At 71.5% G+C, this 17,722-nt stretch carries 14 protein-coding genes and 1 pseudogene; 8 read left to right on the top strand and 7 right to left on the bottom strand.

Annotation, left to right across the window (positions count from 1 at the left end; genetic code table 11):
- Positions 1-131 precede the first annotated feature (131 nt).
- Positions 132-1,202 (bottom strand): mechanosensitive ion channel family protein, encoded by a 1,071-nt coding sequence (locus OHA03_RS19805; RefSeq protein WP_267005154.1) that lies wholly within the window; start codon positions 1,200-1,202, stop codon positions 132-134.
- Between the two features lie 364 nt (positions 1,203-1,566).
- On the opposite strand from OHA03_RS19805, the gene OHA03_RS19810 reads away from it, so the two are divergent.
- The gene (locus OHA03_RS19810; protein ID WP_018552807.1) at positions 1,567-2,103 is read left to right on the top strand and encodes an HNH endonuclease; all 537 of its coding nucleotides are present in this window, start codon (positions 1,567-1,569) and stop codon (positions 2,101-2,103) included.
- A gap of 52 nt (positions 2,104-2,155) precedes the next feature.
- Here the strand turns inward: OHA03_RS19810 and OHA03_RS19815 are convergent, their stop codons facing one another.
- The 4 genes from OHA03_RS19815 to OHA03_RS19830 form a co-directional block, all read right to left on the bottom strand.
- On the bottom strand, positions 2,156-3,496 hold the full coding sequence (locus OHA03_RS19815) for an FtsX-like permease family protein (protein WP_267005155.1): 1,341 nt from the start codon (positions 3,494-3,496) through the stop codon (positions 2,156-2,158).
- Positions 3,486-4,229, bottom strand: coding sequence for an ABC transporter ATP-binding protein (locus OHA03_RS19820; protein ID WP_267005156.1), 744 nt, complete (start codon positions 4,227-4,229; stop codon positions 3,486-3,488). The genes OHA03_RS19815 and OHA03_RS19820 overlap by 11 nt, the downstream gene beginning before the upstream one ends.
- Positions 4,226-4,786, bottom strand: a complete 561-nt coding sequence (locus OHA03_RS19825; protein WP_267005157.1) for a PadR family transcriptional regulator — start codon at positions 4,784-4,786, stop codon at positions 4,226-4,228. The genes OHA03_RS19820 and OHA03_RS19825 overlap by 4 nt, the downstream gene beginning before the upstream one ends.
- 113 nt (positions 4,787-4,899) lie before the next feature.
- A complete protein-coding gene (locus OHA03_RS19830) occupies positions 4,900-7,893 on the bottom strand; it encodes a beta-N-acetylglucosaminidase domain-containing protein (RefSeq protein ID WP_267005158.1) in 2,994 nt (997 codons plus the stop codon).
- A 310-nt stretch (positions 7,894-8,203) separates the two neighbouring features.
- Here OHA03_RS19830 and OHA03_RS19835 point away from each other — a divergent pair, with 310 nt between their 5' ends.
- The 5 genes from OHA03_RS19835 (at position 8,204) to alc (ending at position 13,177) form a co-directional block, all read left to right on the top strand.
- Complete coding sequence (locus OHA03_RS19835) at positions 8,204-8,434, top strand: hypothetical protein (protein WP_267005159.1); 231 nt, start codon at positions 8,204-8,206, stop codon at positions 8,432-8,434.
- Positions 8,435-10,651, top strand: coding sequence for a 4-alpha-glucanotransferase (gene malQ / locus OHA03_RS19840; protein ID WP_267005160.1), 2,217 nt, complete (start codon positions 8,435-8,437; stop codon positions 10,649-10,651).
- Between the two features lie 20 nt (positions 10,652-10,671).
- Entirely contained in the window at positions 10,672-10,902 is a 231-nt protein-coding gene (locus tag OHA03_RS19845) for a hypothetical protein (protein ID WP_267005161.1), read from the top strand.
- A 143-nt stretch (positions 10,903-11,045) separates the two neighbouring features.
- On the top strand, positions 11,046-11,966 hold the full coding sequence (locus OHA03_RS19850; RefSeq protein WP_267005162.1) for a LysR substrate-binding domain-containing protein: 921 nt from the start codon (positions 11,046-11,048) through the stop codon (positions 11,964-11,966).
- Positions 11,967-12,031: 65 nt separating this feature from the next.
- Positions 12,032-13,177, top strand: a complete 1,146-nt coding sequence (alc, locus tag OHA03_RS19855) for an allantoicase (RefSeq protein WP_267005163.1) — start codon at positions 12,032-12,034, stop codon at positions 13,175-13,177.
- Positions 13,178-13,271: 94 nt separating this feature from the next.
- On the opposite strand, the pseudogene pepN reads toward alc, so the two are convergent.
- Positions 13,272-15,844: pseudogene (gene pepN / locus OHA03_RS19860) on the bottom strand (aminopeptidase N).
- 103 nt (positions 15,845-15,947) lie between these two features.
- Between pepN and OHA03_RS19865 the strand changes: the two are divergent.
- Positions 15,948-16,172, top strand: coding sequence for a ribbon-helix-helix domain-containing protein (locus OHA03_RS19865; protein ID WP_030921349.1), 225 nt, complete (start codon positions 15,948-15,950; stop codon positions 16,170-16,172).
- Positions 16,165-16,512 (top strand): type II toxin-antitoxin system PemK/MazF family toxin, encoded by a 348-nt coding sequence (locus OHA03_RS19870; protein WP_093774296.1) that lies wholly within the window; start codon positions 16,165-16,167, stop codon positions 16,510-16,512. The genes OHA03_RS19865 and OHA03_RS19870 overlap by 8 nt, the downstream gene beginning before the upstream one ends.
- Before the next feature lie 95 nt (positions 16,513-16,607).
- Here OHA03_RS19870 and OHA03_RS19875 read toward each other — a convergent pair whose 3' ends face one another.
- Entirely contained in the window at positions 16,608-17,636 is a 1,029-nt protein-coding gene (locus tag OHA03_RS19875) for an aspartate-semialdehyde dehydrogenase (protein WP_030921345.1), read from the bottom strand.
- Positions 17,637-17,722 lie beyond the last annotated feature (86 nt).

The raw sequence follows: 17,722 nt of genomic DNA on the forward strand, positions 1-17,722 counted from the left end.
AAGCGTTACCTGGAGGGCCGGTCAAGCCGCATTCACGTCAAGGTGCGCGGCCCGGTCAAGCCGCTTTCACGCGAAAGGGCGCCCGGCGCGGCTCCTTGCGGGCCGGGCCGGACGCCCCTGGATCCGGGGTCCTACTTGCCCAGGTTCTGCGACGGCGGGGTGATCGGTGACGTGGCCAGCGACTGCGGCGACGTCGTCGACGCGTACGCCGACGGGGCGGCCATTGCGGCCGTCGGGTCCGCCGCCGACGGCTCGTCCGGCTGCGCCGGTACGCCGCCGACCATCCGGATGCCTGCCTCGTCGAAGGCCACCTTGATCCGCCAGCGCAGCTCGCGCTCCACGCCCAGGGACTTGCCCGGCATCGTCTTGGCCGTCACCCGGACCGTCATCGAGTCGAGGAGCACGGAGTCCAGGCCGAGGATCTCCACCGGACCCCACAGGCGCTCGCTCCACGGGTCCTCCTTGGCCATCGTCGCGGCGGCCTCGGTGATCACCGTACGTACCCGGTCGAGATCCTCCGTGGGGCGCACCTGCACGTCGACCCCGGCGGTCGACCAGCCCTGGCTGAGGTTGCCGATCCGCTTCACCTCGCCGTTGCGGACGTACCAGATCTCACCGTTGTCACCGCGCAGCTTGGTGACCCGCAGCCCGACCTCGATGACCTCGCCGGAGGCGACACCCGCGTCGATGGTGTCGCCGACGCCGTACTGGTCCTCCAGGATCATGAAGACGCCTGAGAGGAAGTCGGTGACGAGGTTGCGCGCGCCGAAGCCGAGCGCCACACCGGCGACACCGGCGGAGGCGAGCAGCGGGGCCAGATCGATCTGGAACGCGCCCAGGATCATCAGGCCGGCCGTACCGAGGATCAGGAAGGAGGCGACCGACCGGAGGACGGACCCGATGGCCTCGGAGCGCTGACGGCGCCGTTCCGCATTGACCAGCAGCCCGCCGAGCGCGGTGCCTTCGACGGCCTGGGCGCTGCGGTTCATCCGCTCGATGAGCTTGCTGAGAGCACGACGGATCGCGATGCGCAACACGATCGCGATCGCCGCGATGAGAAGGATGCGTAGACCGGTGTTCAGCCAGGTGGACCAGTTCTCCTCCACCCAGCCCGCGGCATCGCCTGCCTGCCTGGCGGCTTCGTCCAGCGAGCCGCCCGGCTCGGGTGACGGGGCAGCGGCCAACAGCGCGGACAGGGACACGGCGGAACCTCCATATGGGCGAGGGCTGACCAACCACACTAACGGGGCATCCGGAATGCTCCGTTGCCGTGACGGAGGGGAGAGACCCGTTCGGACCGGGGATACAGAAGGTGTGGGGGCCGGAGCCGAATCAGGGCGCCGGGCCGGGTGTGGCCGATCGCACACCGGGCCGGGGCCGCCGCGGCGGCGGCCTCGAAGCGCCTGATCCGGGGTCTTCGGGCGGTGCGCGCGACAGCGGGCCGGGGAAAATCCTTCCGGCCCGTTACTCGCACGTGGTGGCGCTTCCACCAGGCAGGAGGAGAGACTGAGATCGGATCGTCCCGGCGCGAGCCACGCGCCGCCGGCGTACAAGGAGGCATCCACCGTGCCGCATGTCCTGGTTCTCAATGCGTCGTACGAGCCGCTCGGCGTCGTACCGCTCCGCCGCGCGCTCGTCCTCGTCCTCGAGAACAAGGCCATCTGCCTCGAGGAGTCCGGCGCCTTCATGCACAGTGCCACCCGTGCTGTACCGGCACCCAGCGTCGTCCGCCTGAAGCGGTTCGTACGGGTCCCCTACCGGGGGCCCGTTCCACTCACCCGCCGGGCGCTCTTCGCCAGGGACGGCGGCCGCTGCATGTACTGCGGCGCCGCCGCGACCAGCGTCGACCATGTCATTCCACGCAGCCGTGGTGGCCAGCACGCCTGGGACAACGTGGTGGCGGCCTGCCGCCGCTGCAACCACGTCAAGGCCGACCGCCATCTGCCGGAGCTCGGCTGGCGGCTGCACCAACAGCCCGCCCCGCCGACCGGCCTCGCGTGGCGCATCATCGGGACGGGCCACCGGGACCCGCGATGGCTGCCGTACCTGCAACCGTTCGGCGCGGACGACGCAATGGCCCGGATCGATGGCATTTCAGCCTGACGATCCGGGCTTCTGCGTCTTCAGGGGGTGCGGATCCGCGGAGCGCCAAGCGCTACGTGAACCGCAGCTCCGTGGGGTGTGCCGCGCGCCGCAGCAGCGGCAGTGATGTCGCCGCGGCCAGCAGGCAGCCGGCGTACACCAGCACGGGTACGAGCAGCGGGAGCATCGAGGGCACGGAGCCGGGTGCGACAAGGGAGGCGTACGCGAGGTGCACCGCCATGCCGCCGATGCCTGCGAGCAGGACCGCGGGGGCCAGTGGGAGCGCGGTCTCCAGGAGGAGAGTCCTGGCCAGAACCGCGTGCGGTACTCCGGCCGCGGCCTGGGCGGCGAGTCCTCTGCGGCGAGTGGCAAGGGACTCGGCGGTGCCCACGGCGAGGCCGAAGAGGCTGATGACCAGGGCCACCAGGACGGCGGCCCCGGCGAGGTCGATACCCGTGGTGTAGAAATCGAGGTCGCCCGCCGAGTAGTTGCCCCCGCGCAACCCGGCGAGCAGCACTTCCCTCACCCCCACGAATCCCACCCCGACGACGGTCACCAGCAGCAGAGCGGCATGGGTACGCGCGGCGGCCCACGGGTCGTCCCTGAGGCGACCCGCGGCGATCAGTACCGCGGGACTCTTCGCACGGAGCGTCAGCCGTCGGCCCATGAAGGCGGCCGAGGCCCCGGCCGCCCAGACCGCACCGGCTCCGGTGAGGAACACCACCGCGAACACCAGCAGCGGGAACGACGCCGCGTCGAGGCCGCTGCCCCGGAGGACGAGGAGGAAGGCCGCCGCGGCGATCAGCACCGTCGGAATCAGGAGCGCGAGCAGCGTCCGGTGTCCGCGCTCCGGCCGTACCCGGCGTACCCAGCCGAGCGGCGAGGCGACGACCCGGCGCAGTGCGAGCGCGCTCACCAGTGCCGCGACCACCGGCACGACGAGAACGACCACCACGAAAGCCGCCCAGGCCGACGGGGGCGGTGTGTGGCCGGAGCCGGTGAGGACCGCGGCGAAGACGGCGAACCCGCCGACCGATCCCGCCAGACACGCCAACGCGGACTCCAGCGCCGAGATGCGCCGCACCTGCGCGGGTGACGCCCCGGCGAGCCGCAGCCCGGCCATCCGCCGGTCGCGGTGCACGGCGCCGATGCGGGCGCACTGGCCGAGGAAACCGAGCACAGGGACGAGCAGGAGCAGCAGCGTGACCACCACACCGGCGCGCTGGCCGGGCTGGTTCAGCAGGCCGTGCCCGTACGGGATCGAGACCTGCCCCGAGACGGCGGCGACCGCGATCGCCGCGAGGGCGAAGCCCGTGGCGAGCAGGGCGCCCACCGCGGTGAGCGAGATCCGCCACCACTCACGGCGGTCGGAGCCGCGCGTCAGGATCCACGCGATGCGGGCGTCAGCCTTCATGGTGAGCGACCTCCTGGGCGGTGAACTGCGCCGTGCCGGAGTGGACGGCCCCGTCCCGCAGCCACACCTCCCGGTCCGCGTACGCCGCGATCTGTGCGTCATGTGTGATCAACAGCACCGCGGTGCCGGACTCGCGGGCGGCGTGCACCAGAGCGGTCATCACCTGCTCCCCGGCGAGCGAGTCGAGCGCGCCGGTCGGCTCGTCCGCGAAGACGGCCTTCGGCCCTGTCACCAACGCCCGTGCCAGTGCGACCCGTTGACTCTGGCCGCCACTCAGCTCGCCGGGCCGCAGACCGGCCTGTCCGCGCACGCCGAAGCGCTCCAGCCACTCGTCCGCCCGACTCTGCGCCTCGGTGCGGGCGGTCCCCGCGAGCAGCAGCGGCAGCGCCACGTTGTCGAGCACGGTGAGCTCGGGGATCAGCTGCCCGAACTGGAACACCACGCCGAAGTCGGTGCGCCGCAGCTCACTGAGGCGCGCCTCGGGCATCCGGTCGAGCCGCTCCTGTCCGTACGAGACCGAACCCTCGTCGGGACGGACGATCCCGGCCAGGCAGTGCAGCAGCGTGGACTTTCCGCTGCCGCTGGCGCCGGTGACGGCGAGAATCTCACCTGCGTGGAGGTCGACCGACGCGCCGCGCAGCGCCTGGGCGGCCCTCCCGTACGACTTCTTCAGGCCTGTGGCCGTGAGCAGGGGCGCTGTCGCCCGGGAGGGCTGCTCGGGTTGCGTACTCATGCTGTGTCGACCTCCGCGGTCAGGGTGGCGAGACGGGTCGATGTGGTGGTCATCCACCGCACGTCGGCGTCCAGATGGGCGAGGGCGTAGTCGGCGGAGAGCACCGTGCTGAGGTCGGTGCCCGGCGTTGTCTTGAGTTCGGTCAGTTCGCGCATCCGCGCCATGTGGGCGGCACGCTGGGCCTGGAGGTACGCGGCCGCGTCGGACGTGCGGTCGCTGCCACCGGCGGCAGCCGCGACCAGGATCGAGACGACGACCTTGGCGAAGATCTCGTTCGTCACGAAAGGTGCCGGCGGGGTGACCTCGTCGGCCCACCTGGCGAGTTCGCGTGACCCTTCGTCCGTGGAGCGGTAGAGGGTGCGCTCGGGGCCACCGTCGGAATCGGTGCCTTCGACGGCGGCCAGACCGTCACGCACCAGGCGTTGCAGGGTGGTATAGACCTGCCCGTAGGCCAGTGGGCGGGCCTGCGGGAAGCGTTCGTCGTACCGCCGTTTGAGGTCGTAGCCGTGGCTGGAACCTCCGGCGAGCAGTCCCAGAAGGATATGGCGGGTGCTCATGAGGCCGACTATATACTCGGTATATGTACTGAGTGAATACTTGACGGTGGGCAACTACCGCAGGAGTGGTGAACCACTGGTGTTTCAGTTGAGTTCGTGCCGGACGCGTGCGGCTACTCCGCGACGGCGTACGCCTCCACCGACCAGAGCGAGTAGCCGAACTCGGTGGCCCGCCCGTCGCCCTGAATCCTGAGGAAGCGGGTGTCCTTCGCGTCCATCCGGACGGACTCGCGGCCGCCCTTGCCGTCCCGGACGGTCGCCGCCGTACGCCAGGTGCGGCCGTCCGCGGAGACCTGTACGCGGTAGCGGGAGGCGTACGCGTCCTGCCACTGCAGCACCACCTGGCCGATCCTGGCGGGCTCCGTCAGTTCCGCCTGCCACCAGGCGCCGTCCTCGGCCGGGGACGACCAGCGGGTGGTGGGATCGCCGTCCGAGGCGGCCGCGGCCGGGAAGTCCGGGGTCTCGTCGCCGGACGAGGAGGCGGTGGCGGTGCGGACGAGATCGGGGCCGGCGGTGCGCGGGTAGGCCCGGACCGTGAGGGTGCTCTCCTCGCCACCGAACCTGAAGGGCACCTCGTACTCGCCGGCCGGCGTGTTCGCCGGGACCGTGATCTCCACCGGGACGTCGGTACGGGACCCGCGCGGCACCGTCGTCCGACCGGGGACGGACACCTTGATGCCCTTCGGAGCCTTCGCGGTGAGTGCGCCGCGCACCGCGGCGGGGCGGCGGGCGGCGAGCCGTGCCTCGACCCGCTGCGGGCTGCCGCCGATCTCCGCGTCGGTCTCGCCGCGTACGAGATCGAGCCAGGCGGCGGGTTCGTCGCCGAACCACGGCACGAGGGCGCGTACCTGGGGGGCTTCGGGTGCGGTGACGGTTCCGGAGACGATCGGCGGCAGCGTGCCCGCGCTCGCGCCCGGGGCCGTCGCCAAGGAGTCCGTGGGCCAGATCAGCCGGATCGCGTCGGTTCTGAGGCCCTCGGCCGCGGTCTGGGTCCAGCCGGTCCGCGACACCGGGCCGAGGCTGCGCCAGCCCTCGCCCGGCACATGGGCCTGCAGCGTCGCGTCCGCCCCCACCCCGGGAACGGTCATCGCGGTCACGACCTCCATCGGGCGGGCCCGTTTCAGCCGCACCGTATAGCTGCCCGGGGCCTCGGTCACCGTGCCGGCGTCCCGGTCCGCGCCAGTCCACGCGTCGGCCTCCTTGCGCACCCGGTCCAGGAACGGACCGAGGACACCCTTGCCGACCGTCGCGCCGCTCGCCCCGGCGGCCTTCCGCAGCGGCTCCAGCGCCAGCGACGCCTTCCATGCGGCCGCGCCATCGCCGCGCGCCTGGGCCTGCAGCAGATCGACGGCGAGCTCGCCCGCCCGGCCGTACCGGGCCAACTGCTCGGTCCACGGCCGTACTTCGTCGTCGAGTCGCCCGTCCGCCAGGCCCTTCAGCCGCTGCGGTGCCTGGCGCATCACCGTGAAGGCGGCCCGCAGCTCGCGCGCCGCGTCCGCCTGCGCCGTCGTATTCGCCGTCGCACGGGACTTCCAGAACGCGGCGAAAAGCGGCTGCAGATATGCCGACTCGTCGCTGCCCAGCACGGACGTCGCACTGTTCCGGGCCAGCGCACGCAGCGCCTCCCGGGCCCCCGCGTCGTCGCCCGCCAGATCGTCGATCGCCGCCTGCCAGGACTCCTGCGGCAGGTAACCCTTCGGGTTCCAGGCGAAGTCGGCGGCGGTGAACAGCGGGATGCGGGACGCGGACGGCTGCTCCATCGCATTGGCGAGCAGCGCCGCCGAGCCGATCGCGACCGCAGGGTCCCGGCCGGTGTACGGGCCGAGGAAGATACGGTCCTGCGCGTAGTCGTTGACCGGGTAGTTGTCCATCGTGACGAGCGGATGCCGGAACGTGGCGCGCGCACCGGCCAGTTCCCGTCCGGTGATGGTCCGCGGTACGACCCCGACCCCGGTCCAGGCGATCTGCACCCGGTCGTCCAGCTCCTTGGCGAGCGCGGTCCGGTAGTCCGTGGCCCCGTCCTGGTAGAACTCCGTCGGCATCACCGACAGCGGCTCCGAGCCGGGATGCCGCTGCGCGAGATGCCGGGCGACCTCGCTCGCGACCCGCGCCTGCGCCCTGGCCGCCGCCTCCGGGCCGCGGCCGAACGTGGCGGCGTCGTTGTCGCAGTGCCATTCGCTGTAGCTGACGTCCTGGAACTGGAGCTGGAAGACGCGCACGCCCAGCGCCCACATCGCGTCGATCTTCCGGGTCAGTGCCTTCACGTCGCCGTCGGAGGACATGCACATGGCCTGGCCGGGGGCGACCGCCCAGCCGAGGGTCACATGCCGGGCGCGGGCCCGTTCGGCCAGCGCCCGGAAGTCGGCGCGCCGCTCGGCGGGGTACGGATCGCGCCAGCGGGCTTGCCGGTACGGGTCGTCGCCCGCCGCATAGAGGTACCGGTTCTGCTTCGTACGCCCCATGAAGTCGATCTGCGCGAGCCGCTCCTCGCGGGTCCACGGCTGCCCGTAGAACCCCTCGGTCATTCCGCGTACGGCGGTGCCCGGCCAGTCCCGCACGGTGACCCCGGCGACGCTCCCGTTCCGGACCAGCTGACGCAGCGTCTGCACGGCGTGGAACAGGCCGTCGTCACCGACACCGTCGAGGGCGACGGTGGAGCGGCCCGCGACCGTGCCGACCGCGATCCGGTAGCCGCCGGACGGCAGATCGGCGCGCTCGGGGGCGCGCAGCGTGCGCAGGGCGTCCTGCGCGCTGTTGCCGCCGAGCCGGATGACCGGCCCGCGTCCCGGCAGCGCCTCGTGCACGGTCCGCACCCCCGTGTCGCGCAGCACCTGTCTGGCGGCGTCGACGGCGTACGGATCGGCGTGCGCGTCGGCGACGAGGGTCACCTCGCCGGAGAGCGGTACGGCCGCCCCGGACGCCTTGATGGTCTGGGGCCGCGGCCACACGGTGGGCAGCGCGCCCTCGTCCGTACGGTCGGGTGTGGTGACGGCGGGGGAGCCGGGGTCCGACGGCGCGGCGAAGGCGGCCGGGGTCCCGGTGGAGAGCAGTCCGCCGAGCACGGCGACAGCGACGGCGGTCGCGTGCTTGCTGTGCCTGAGCCGCATGCCGTACTCCCTCGCTCCCACCGATGGGCTCCGAGCCCACCACCCCACGCGTGAGGGTGTCAATGCGTGTGGCCGTTGTGCCGTATATGCCCGTTGTGACGGATGGGGCGGGGTGCCGGGGATGACCGGCCGGCCGCAGCAGAGACGCCGTCGAATGGCCGAATACGGCGGACAACTTGCGGGTAACTGGCCGCTGAGGAACGGAATGTGACCCGGAGCACGTTGACGTCGTTGTCGTAACGCCTATGTCTGCGGCTGCGTCCGCTGGGTAGGCCTGCTGTGTCCAGTTCTCCACGGCCAGGAGGCCGCCATGCCCGCTGCCGCGCAGCTTCTGCTCTCCGCCCTGTCCAAACAGGTGCCGGACCCCGGACCGTTGACCGGCGAGCCCGCGTTCGCCGATGCCATACCCCTGACCAGCGAGCCGCCGCTCGCCGATGCCACACCCCTGACCAGCGAGCCGCCGCTCGCCGTCACCGCCCCACTGACCAGCGAGCCGACCGCCCCCGGCACCGCGCGGGGCACGGAGTCCCCAGGAGTCTGAATGGGCTTGTCCCGGCTCGCCGCACTGCACGGCGTCGCCACCTCCTACGCACCGTCCGCGGATGTCACTGTGTCCGTACCCGACGACACGGTCATCGCCGTGCTCGCCGCGCTCGGCGTGGACGCCGCCACCCCTGAAGCGGTGCAGGAATCGCTTGCCGCCGCGGAGTCGGTGGCCGCCTCCCGGCTGCTCCCGCCCACGCTGGTGGTGTGGACCGGGGATCCGCTGCCGGCCGCGCTGACCGCGCTGCGGCCCGGTACGACGCTGGACATCGAGCCCGAGGACGCGGCCGGTTCGCCTCCCCCGCCTCGGATGCGGGTGCCGAGCGGACAACCGGATCCGGCCGTTTCGGCGACGGTCGGCACGGTCAGCGGAACCGGCAGTACCGGTTCCGCTCCCGGTACACCCGCCCCGACCCCCGCCTGGTGGGCCGAACCCCCGCTCGGGGTACACCGGTTGACCGTCCGCGCCCAGGACGGCCGGACCGTGACCACCACCCTGATCGTCGCCCCGGCCCGGGTACCCCAGCCGCCGCGGCGCACCCACGGTTTCCTCGTCCAGCTCTACTCCCTGCTCTCCGGCCGCTCCTGGGGCATGGGTGACCTCGGTGATCTCGCCGATCTCGCCGCCTGGTCGGGGCGGACCCTCGGCGCCGGGTTCGTCCAGGTCAACCCGCTGCACGCCGCCGTGCCGGGTACACCCACCGACCCGTCGCCGTACCGCCCGTCCTCGCGCCGCTTCCCCGACCCCGTCCATCTGCACGTCGAGTCGATCCCGGAGTACGGGCACGTACAGGACCGGGCCGCCCTCGACGACCTGCGGCAGAGCGCCGAAACACTGAGCGACACCGTGCTGAACAAGGGCGCCCTGATCGACCGGGACGCCGTCTGGGACCTCAAGCGTCAGGCTCTCGAACTCGTACAGAAGGTGCCGCTGACCCCCGGCCGGCGTGCCGCGTACTGCGACTTCCTCGCCACCCAGGGGCAGGCCCTGGAGGACCACGCCCTGTGGTGCGCCCTTGCGGAGGTACACGGCTCCGACTGGCACGCCTGGCCGTCCGCACTGCGCGACCCCCGCTCCCCGCAGGTCGCCCGCGCGCGTGCCGAGCTGCTCGACCGGGTCGACTTCCACTGCCGGCTCGCCTGGCTGACCGACAACCAGCTCGCCGCCGCCCAGAGCGTCGCGCGGGACGCCGGGATGGCCGTCGGCATCGTCCACGACCTCGCAGTCGGCGTGCACCCCGGCGGTGCCGACGCCTGGGCCCAGCAGGACGCCTTCGCGCACGGCATGTCGGTCGGCGCGCCCCCGGACGCCTTCAACGCGCGCGGTCAGGACTGGGGGCTGCCCCCGTGGCGCCCCGACGTCCTCGCCGCGTCCGGCTACGGCCCGTACCGCGCGCTGCTGCGCGGCCTCCTCGCCCACGCCGGCGCCCTGCGCATCGACCACGTCATGGGCCTGTTCCGGCTCTGGTGGGTCCCCGAGGGAAGACCGCCCACCGACGGCACGTACGTGAGCCATGACGCCGAGGCGATGCTCGCCGTCCTCGTCCTGGAGGCGCACCGGGCCGGTGCGGTCGTCATAGGGGAGGACCTCGGCACGGTCGAACCGGGCGTACGCGAGGCGCTCGCCCGGCGCGGAGTGCTCGGCACCTCCGTGCTCTGGTTCGAGCGCGACTGGACGGGCACCGGCCGCCCGCTGCCCCCGGAGCGCTGGCGGGAAGGCTGCCTCGCCACCGCCACCACCCACGACCTGCCGTCCACCGCCGCCCGGCTGACCGGCGACCATGTGACACTCCGCCACCGCCTGGGACTGCTCACCCGCACCCTGGAGCAGGAACAGGCCGAGGACGCCGCCGACACCGCCACATGGCTCGGCCTGCTCGCCCGGCTTGGCATGCTGCCGGAGGGGGAGGGCGACGAGGAGGGGGCGGTCCGCGCCGTCCACCGCTTCCTGCTGCGCACCCCTGCCCGCATGGTCGGCGTCTGGCTCCCGGACACGGTCGGCGACCGCCGTCCGCAGAATCTGCCCGGCACCTGGGACCAGTACCCCAACTGGCGGCTGCCCGTCGCGGATGCGGAAGGCCACCCGGTCACCCTGGAGGAGCTTGCGTCGTCGCCGCGTCTGCACCATCTGATGGAGGTACTGAAGCCCGTGGACAGGCGCCCGAAAGAACAGTCGACGCACCGTACGGCACCCCCGGGCGCGCGCCGCTCCTAGACGTTCGCTACGTTTGCACCGTGGACAAGAAGAACGCAATGCGCGCCGGCGCCGTGGCGGCCGGTACGACGCTGATGATGCTGCTCATGTCGTCCCCCGCGCTTGCGCTGACCCGTGACGACGGTGACGACCCCGGCCCCGGCCTGAGCGTGATGGACACGATCGGCCTCTACGTCGTGGCACCCATCGGCCTGTTCGTGATCATCGTGGGCCTGGTCATGCTCCTGGACAAGTCCAAGAAGCAGGCCTGACCCTCCCGCTGCGCGGCCCGGGCCCGCGTAGTTCCACCAGCGCTTTTTTCAGGGCGCCCCGAAGTGTGTGAGCACTTCGGGGCGCCCTGCTCCGCGTTCCGGGCCGGACGGGCCGGGCCTGCCTCGGCGGCTAATGTGCGGACATGACCGAGTGGGACATCAAGAAGCTCAGGATCCTGCGCGTGCTGAGCGAGCGCGGGACCGTCACGGCGACCGCCGAGGCGCTGCTGATGACCCCCTCGGCAGTGTCCCAGCAGCTCTCCAACCTGGCCAAACAGCTCGGCGTACCCCTGCTGGAAGCCCAGGGCCGCCGGGTCCGGCTCACCGACGCCGCACATCTCGTGCTCCGCCACGCCGAAGCGGTTTTCGCCCAACTGGAACGCGCCGAGGCGGAGTTGACGGGATATCTGCGGGGCGAGGCGGGGGAGGTGCGGGTCGGCGCGTTCCCGACGGCCGTGCCCGCCCTCGTCGTGCCGGCGGTCCGGCTCCTGTGCGCCGACGACCGGCCCGGACCGTCCGTGCGGGTACGGGAGGCGGAGGCCGCGGAGGCGTACGAACTCCTGTCGGCCGGCGACGTCGATCTCGCGCTCTCCCTCGCCGCGCACGCGCCGACCGCCCACGACCCCCGCTTCACCCTCCTCCCTCTGCTCGCCGACCCGCTCGATGTCGCCCTCCCCGCCGGACACCGGCTGGCGGAGGCCCCGGGGCTGCGGCTGGCCGACCTCGCGGCCGAGCCGTGGATCTTCGGTGGCTCGGGCCCCTGGTCGGAGATCACCACGGCCGCGTGCGAGGCCGCCGGGTTCGTACCCGAGCAGGCGCACAGCGCCTCCGGGTGGACCGCGATCCTCGCCATGGTCGAAGCGGGCATGGGTGTCGCGCTGATCCCGCGGATGGCGTCGGCGGAGCGCCGTAGGGGTGTGGTGATGCGTGTCCTGGAGGCGGACCTGCCCCGGCGCCATGTGGTCGCCGCCGTACGGCAGGGTGCGGAGGACGGGCCGGCGGTGGCCCGGGTCCTGGCCGCGCTTCAGCAGGTCAGCGCGGTCCGCGCAGAACCATTCAGCTGAGCTGAAAGAACCGTGCGAAAACTTTCGATGGACCTGATGGGTCGCCCGGTACGACAGTTCCGCACATGACCTCCGACGTGAACGAGAACCCTGCCAAGGACAACGACCCCCACGCCAATGACGCGGCCCCGTACGGCGGGGGCGACCCGTACGCCGACTACCGCACCGGCGACTTCCCCTTCACCGAACTGGTGGACCTCGCCGACCGTCGCCTGGGCGCGGGCGTGGTCGCCGCGAACGACGAGTTCTTCGCCGAGCGCGAGAACCTGCTGAACCGCGAACGCGCCGTGTTCGACCCCGAGCACTTCGGGCACAAGGGCAAGATCATGGACGGCTGGGAGACCCGGCGCCGCCGCGGCACCGACGCCGCACACCCCTTCCCGGCCCCCGAGGACCACGACTGGGCCCTCGTCCGACTCGGCGCCCCCGGCATCATCCGCGGCATCGTCGTCGACACCGCCCACTTCCGCGGCAACTACCCGCAGCGCGTCTCGGTGCAGGCGACATCGGTCGAGGGCTCACCCAGCCCCTCGGAACTCCTTGCCGACGACGTGAAGTGGGAGGAGATCGTCCCGCCGACCCCTGTACGTGGCCACGCCGCCAACGGCTTCGAGATCACCGGCGGCCGCCGCTACACCCACATCCGCCTCTGCCAGCACCCCGACGGCGGCGTCGCCCGCCTCCGCGTCCACGGCGAGGTGGTTCCCGACCCCGCCTGGCTGGCGACCCTCGGCACGATCGACCTGATCGCGGTCCTCAACGGCGGCGCGTACGAGGACGCCTCGGACCGCTTCTACTCCTCACCGACCCAGATCATCCTGCCCGGCACCTCCCGCAAGATGGACGACGGCTGGGAGAACCGCCGCCGCCGCATCCGGGACACGAACGACTGGGTCCGCTTCCGCCTGGTCGCCCAGGGGGCGGTCCGCGCGGTCGAGATCGACACGGCCTGCCTCAAGGGCAATGCGGCCGGCTGGATCGCCCTCCAGGGCCGCAACGGCGAGACGGGCGAATGGTTCGAAATCATCCCCCGCACCAAGCTCCAGCCCGACACCCTCCACCGCTTCCTGCTCCACGCCCAGGCAGTGGTCACCCACGTCCGCCTCGACGCCTTCCCGGACGGCGGAGTGGCCCGCATGCGCCTGCACGGCACACTCACGGAACCGGGCGCCGCCGAACTGGCGGCACGCTACGAGGAGTCGGGCGCGTAATCCCTGTTGCCGCCACCCGGACGAACGGCTGTGGAACAGGGGTGCCCCGGACCGTGCGGACGGTCCGGGGCACCCCTCTGCTCGTGGGCAGACGCTACGCGTTTGCCGCGGCCGCGTCCGCCGCCTGGGCCTTCAGCGCGCGCTCCACGCCCGCCCGCGACTCGGAGACCAGTCGGCGCAGTGCCGCGCTCGGCTCGGCCGAGTCCAGCCAGGCGTCCGTCGCGTCCAGGGTCTCCTGCGAGACCTGGAGCGTCGGGTAGAGCCCGACGGCGATCTGCTGGGCCATTTCGTGGCTCCGCGAGTCCCAGACGTCCTTCACCGCTGCGAAGAACTTCTCGGTGTACGGGGCCAGCAGTTCGCGCTGGTCGGTCTGGACGAAGCCGCCGATGACCGCCTCCTGGAGGGAGTTCGGGAGCTTGTCGGACTCGACGACCGAGGCCCAGGCCTCCGCCTTCGCGTCGGCCGACGGGCGCGCCGCGCGAGCCGTCGCCGCGTGACGCTCGCCCGCGGCCGTCTTGTCGCGCTCGTACTCGGCGGCGATCTCGTCCTCGTCCAGCAGGCCGACCGCGGCCAGCCGCTCCACGAACGCCCAGCGCAGCTCGGTGTCGACGACGAGGCCCTCGACCGTCTCCGTGCCGTCCAGCAGCGCCCGGAGCAGGTCCAGCTGGACAGGGGTGCGGGCCGTCGCCGCGAAGGCGCGGGCCCAGGCCAGCTGGTGGTCGCCGGCCGGCTCCGCGGCGCGCAGGTGCGCGAGCGTCGCCTCCGTCCACTGGGTCAGGCCCGCCTCGCGGAACTCCGGCGCCGCGTACAGGTCCAGGGCCAGCTTCACCTGACGGTGCAGCGACTGGACGACGCCGATGTCCGACTCCTTGCCGATGCCGGACAGCACGAGCGAGAGGTAGTCGCGCGTCGCCAGTTCGCCGTCGCGGGTCATGTCCCAGGCGGAGGCCCAGCACAGGGCACGCGGCAGCGACTCGGTGAAGTCGCCGAGATGCTCGGTGACGACCCGCAGCGACTCCTCGTCGAGCCGGACCTTCGCGTACGACAGGTCGTCGTCGTTGAGCAGGACGACCGCCGGGCGGGCGGTACCGGCCGGGAACGGGACCTCGGTGCGCTCGCCGTCGACGTCCAGCTCGATCCGGTTCGTGCGGACCAGCTTTCCGGCCCTGTCGAGGTCGTAGCAGCCGATCGCGATCCGGTGCGGGCGCAGCGTCGGCTCGCCCTTGGCGCCGGCGGGCAGCGCCGGGGCCTCCTGGAGGACGGTGAACGAGGTGACGTGACCGTTCCCGTCGGTGGTGATCTCCGGGCGCAGGATGTTGATGCCGGCCGTCTCCAGCCACGCCTTCGACCAGGTCTTCAGGTCACGGCCGGAGGTCTCCTCCAGCGCGCCCAGCAGGTCGGACAGGCGGGTGTTCCCGAACGCGTGCGCCTTGAAGTACGCCTGGACGCCCTTGAAGAACTCGTCCATGCCGACGTACGCCACGAGCTGCTTCAGGACCGAGGCGCCCTTGGCGTACGTGATGCCGTCGAAGTTGACCAGGACATCGTCCAGGTCACGGATGTCCGCCATGATCGGGTGCGTCGACGGCAGCTGGTCCTGGCGGTACGCCCACGTCTTCATGGAGTTGGCGAACGTCGTCCAGGAGTGCGGCCACTTCGAGCCCTCCGCGTACGCCTGGCAGGCGATCGACGTGTACGTGGCGAACGACTCGTTCAGCCACAGGTCGTTCCACCACTCCATGGTGACGAGGTCGCCGAACCACATGTGGGCCAGCTCGTGCAGGATCGTCTCGGCCCGCGTCTCGTACGCCGCGTCCGTCACCTTCGAACGGAACACGTACTGGTCACGGATGGTGACCGCGCCCGCGTTCTCCATCGCGCCCGCGTTGAACTCCGGGACGAACAGCTGGTCGTACTTGGCGAACGGATACGCGTAGTCGAACTTCTCCTGGAACCAGTCGAAGCCCTGCCGCGTGACGTCGAAGATCGCGTCCGCGTCGAGGAACTCGGCGAGCGACGGGCGGCAGTAGATGCCGAGCGGAACGGACTGGCCGTCCTTCTCATAGCTGCTGTGCACCGCGTGGTACGGGCCGACGATCAGGGCCGTGATGTACGTGGAGATGCGCGGCGTCGGCTCGAAGACCCAGATGTCGTCCTTGGGCTCCGGCGTGGGGGCGAGATGACCGTCCAGCCCGCCGGCGCCTTCACGGTGAACTGGAAGGTCGCCTTCAGGTCGGGCTGCTCGAAGCTCGCGAAGACCCGGCGCGCGTCCGGGACCTCGAACTGCGTGTACAGGTACGCCTGCTGGTCGACCTGGTCGACGAACCGGTGCAGGCCTTCGCCGGTGTTGGTGTAGGCGCAGTCCGCGACCACTCGCAGCACGTTGGAGCCCGCGTGCAGGTGCGGCAGCGCGATCCGCGAGTCGCGGAAGACGGCGGCGACGTCCAGGGCCTTGCCGTTCAGCTCGACCTCGTGCACGGCCGGGGCGACCAGGTCGATGAAGGTCTCCGCACCGGCGTCGGCGGAGTCGAAGCGGACAGTGGTCACGGACCGGTAGGTGCCGCCCTCCTGCGCTCCGGAGAGGTCGAGATCGATCTCGTACGCGTCCACGGTCAGCAGGCGCGCCCGCTCTTGTGCCTCTTCGCGGGTCAGATTCGTGCCAGGCACGCGGTCATCTCCTTCGATGGTGACGTTTCCGGTCATCCTTCCACGTCGATCACCGGCAGAAGCGGAGTAGCCACCCTTTGCCTACTGCGGTAGCATTGGTGGTATGAAGATCAGTGTGAGCTTGCCGCAGGAGGATGTCGCCTTCGTCGACGAGTACGCCATGAAGACCGACGCGGATTCCCGGTCCGCCGTGATACACGCCGCCATCGAACTGCTGCGTGTCGCCGGACTCGAGGCGGAGTACACGGAGGCGTTCGAGGAGTGGGACGCCAGCGAGGACGCCGCGCTCTGGGACCGTACGGTGGGGGACGGAATCGCCGATGCGTAGAGGCGATATCCACCTGGTCGATCTGGAGCCGGCCAGGGGCAGCGAGGCCAACAAGGTCAGACCGGCTGTGATCGTGTCCAACAACGCGGCCAACCAGTCTGCGGAGCTCAGCGGCCGAGGTGTGATCACCGTGGTGCCGGTGACGTCGAACATCGCGCGTGTGCTTACGTTCCAGGTCCTCCTCAGGGCTGACGAGAGCCGTCTGCTGAAGGACTCGAAGGTCCAGTGCGAGCAGGTCCGGGCAGTCTCTCCGGACCGTGTCCTGAAGCGGATCGGCACCGTCCCGCGTCCGCGCATGGCCGAGATCGATGCCGCCCTGCGACGGCACCTCGCCCTCTGACACATGCGGACGCCGGTGCCCGCACACGCTCTCCGGCGCATGCGAAAGGGCGGCCACCGAGCACCGGTGGCCGCCCTTTCACGTGCTTACGGGCGTCAGCCGTTCAGCTCGGCAGCGACCAGTTCCGCGATCTGCACGGCGTTCAGCGCCGCGCCCTTGCGCAGGTTGTCGCCGGAGACGAAGAGCGCCAGACCGTTCTCGACGGTCTCGTCGGCCCGGATGCGGCCCACGTACGACACGTCCTGGCCGGCCGCCTGGAGCGGGGTGGGGATCTCCGAGAGCTCGACGCCCTCGGCACCCTCGAGCAGCTCGTAGGCGCGCTCCACGCCGATCGGGCGGGCGAAGCGGGCATTGATCTGGAGCGAGTGGCCGGTGAATACCGGGACCCGGACGCAGGTGCCGGACACCTTGAGCTCCGGGATCTCCAGGATCTTGCGGGACTCGTTGCGGAGCTTCTGCTCCTCGTCGGTCTCGAAGGAGCCGTCGTCGACGATCGAACCGGCCAGCGGCAGCACGTTGAAGGCGATGGGCCGCTTGTAGACGGCCGGCTCGGGGAACTCGACGGCGCCGCCGTCGTGGGTGAGCTTGTCGGCGTCGGCGACCACCTTGGACGCCTGTCCGTGCAGCTCGGAGACGCCGGCCAGACCGGAGCCGGAGACCGCCTGGTAGCTGGTGACGACCAGCGCGTCGAGACCGGCCTCGTCGTGCAGCGGGCGCAGCACGGGCATCGCGGCCATCGTCGTGCAGTTCGGGTTCGCGATGATGCCCTTGGGGCGGTTCTTGATCGCGTGCGCGTTGACCTCGGAGACGACGAGCGGGACCTCGGGGTCCTTGCGCCATGCGGAGGAGTTGTCGATCACCACGGCGCCCTGGGCGGCGACCTTCTCGGCGAGCGCCTTCGAGGTGGCGCCGCCGGCCGAGAACAGCACGATGTCGAGACCCGTGTAGTCCGCGGTGGAGGCGTCCTCGACGGTGATCTCCTGGCCCTGCCACTCGATGGTGGAGCCTGCGGAACGGGCGGAGGCGAAGAGCCGCAGCTGGTCGGTCGGGAATTTCCGCTCGGCCAGGATCCTGCGCATGACTGTGCCGACCTGACCGGTGGCGCCGACGATTCCGACCTTCACAGGGACTCCTTCAAACGTACGAACTGGCACGGTTGCCGCTCCATGATGCGTATGTCCACGGCTTCCTTGTCCAATCCATTGTCCGG

The sequence above is a fragment of the Streptomyces sp. NBC_00154 genome, from assembly GCF_026342835.1.
Classification (GTDB): domain Bacteria; phylum Actinomycetota; class Actinomycetes; order Streptomycetales; family Streptomycetaceae; genus Streptomyces.